This is a genomic window from Protofrankia sp. Cj5 (assembly GCF_917627405.1).
Taxonomy (GTDB): domain Bacteria; phylum Actinomycetota; class Actinomycetes; order Frankiales; family Frankiaceae; genus Protofrankia.
The window spans coordinates 1-2,076 of record NZ_CAKJTO010000184.1 but is presented as its reverse complement, the minus strand read 5'-3'; the positions used below and the strand labels follow the sequence as shown (position 1 = coordinate 2,076).

General features: G+C 67.5%; 2 protein-coding genes. Both read right to left on the bottom strand.

The window, feature by feature from the left end:
* Positions 1-155 precede the first annotated feature (155 nt).
* Positions 156-506 carry a group II intron maturase-specific domain-containing protein gene (locus MJ777_RS22120; protein WP_239377676.1) on the bottom strand — a complete coding sequence of 117 codons (351 nt, stop codon included), beginning with the start codon at positions 504-506 and terminating at the stop codon, positions 156-158.
* A gap of 121 nt (positions 507-627) precedes the next feature.
* Complete coding sequence (locus tag MJ777_RS22115; RefSeq protein ID WP_239377675.1) at positions 628-1,926, bottom strand: ISAs1 family transposase; 1,299 nt, start codon at positions 1,924-1,926, stop codon at positions 628-630.
* Between the last annotated feature and the right edge of the window lie 150 nt (positions 1,927-2,076).

Here is a 2,076-nt window from a genome sequence, read left to right as displayed (position 1 = left end):
TAGGCGACTGGCGCGGTTACGCTTGGCTTTAGGCGTTGGTCCGATACCTTTGTCCGCACGGTTTCCCGTGCGTTTCTCATCCCAGCCTGCCATAGCAGCGTTCCGTTTCCAGCCACCCCCCATCGAACTGTGCAAGCGGTTCTCCCGCACACAGCTCACCGACGTCGTTCACCGCCGGCATTCGGCTTTTCCCGCCACGGCCTGTTCGGCCGCGGGGCGACGACGATTCCACTGAGATCGACCAAACCAAGCTGGTTGGCAGAGGCTACGCCTACCACCCACCGGCCGAACGCCGCCGACCGCTGATGCCGTTTCGCAACAAACAACGCCAGCCGCCGCAGCGCATACCATCTGATCGTGGCGAAGTGCCGAGCCGAGTTACCGTAGCGGAAGAAACCCGCCCAACCACGCAGCACGCGGTTGACGTCCGCCACGATCACCTCAACCGGCAGCAGCAGCCGGCGCCGCTCCGTCAACCCACGGATACGATCCCGAACATGCCGCATCGCCCTCCTCGTGGGCCAGCGGGCGAGAAACTGGATGTGCCGGAACCGCGGCGACGTGGCTCGCACCCAGCGGTGCAGGGCCCCGGCGTTGTTCCTCTCTGTCCGGTTCGGTGATAGTTTGCTATATGCCGTATACGGCGAAGGCTTCGGCGCGGTCGTGTAGGTCACGGCGGGCGTGGGCAATGTTGGCTCTGCCGGCCAGTCGGTAGGTATTGAGTGTCAGGTTGCGGAAGCTGGCCATAGCCCGCGGGGCGGCGCCAGTGCGTAGCTGGGAGTGGTCCTCACGGAAAGTGACATCGCGAGTCCAATATAGACGGTTCTCCACGCACCAGTGCTCGCGCTCGTAGTGGTTGAGGTGGACGGGGCCGGCCAACTCGGCGGGCATGCTGGTGATGCCGTAGACGATGTGTTTGCCGGTGCGTTGGCCATCCAGGCCACCGGTGTCGCGGCGCAGCCGGAACACCTGCCGGGCTCCGGGAAATAAGCTGTCATCGGCGGGTGCCACCCGAAGGGCGCGTTGTTCGGTACGCCCATGACCCCGGTCGACGTCGATGGCGGTGTGGTCGGCGAACTGCGTGTCGGTTCCCGACAGCAGCGCTTGGGCGGCCCGCAGCGCGAGGGGCTGGTTGGCTTTGAGAATCAGCACGTAGTGGGCGTGCACCTTCCCGGTGATCAGGCGGGCGGTCTTCTTCGTCGTATGGAGGGCATCCAAAGTCAGCACCATACCGGCGACGTCCAGTCCGCCCAGCACATCGGGCACGGCGGTGCCCTCACCACGCTTGTCGGCGACCTGCCGCTGACCCAGCACGACCCCGGTGCCGTGGCCGATCGCGGCGACCAGGAACACCCGCCCGGCGGTGGTGACGGTCCCGCGCAGCAGTTTCCCGTCGATCGCCGCGGCGGGTAGCAGCCCGGCCGGGGCCGGGTGAGTCACCGCACGGTGCGCGGCGCGGCGCTGTTCCCGCTCGGCTGGCCCGGCCACCGCCGGCAGGACCGGCGCGGGGGTGATGCCGCGTGCCACGTCGGCGGCGTACCCGCTGACCGCCGCGTCCAACGCGTCAGCGTCCAGACTGGCCAGTACCCGGCGGAAGGTCCGCTCGCTGGGCACCAGATAGCGACCGGTCAGCGCATCGCGCCAGGCCCCGATACGGGCCAAGACCTCTTGCGGGGTACCCGCCGCCCATTGCCAGATCGACGCCACGGAATCGTTGCCAACAACCAGCGTCGCGCAGGCGGTCAGCGCCAGGATCACCACCAACGGGTGGCGACGGCCCCGCGCGGCACGCGGGTCCGGCACCGCGGCCAGACGCTGGGCCAGCGACGACGCCGCCGCCCGCGGGTCCGTGGCACGTTCGGCCTCCCACAGGGCCAGATCCGCAAGGTGGTCAACGACAGGGCTGATCGGGGAAGATACCAACACGAGCACGGCTCCTGGGTAGATCCTTCAGGCTTTAGACACCCGAAAAATCACCAGAAGTCGTGCTCTTCCTACAGTCAGCCCGTAGCTTCGGCGATTCGCCGTAGAACCGGACAATCCGAGACAACGCCGGGGCCCTGGACGCACGTAGGG

What these genes read in the sequence shown, in the direction of transcription:
- MJ777_RS22120 (WP_239377676.1), bottom strand. Translation starts at nt 506, where the DNA reads ATGCGGCATGTTCGGGATCGTATCCGTGGGTTGACGGAGCGGCGCCGG.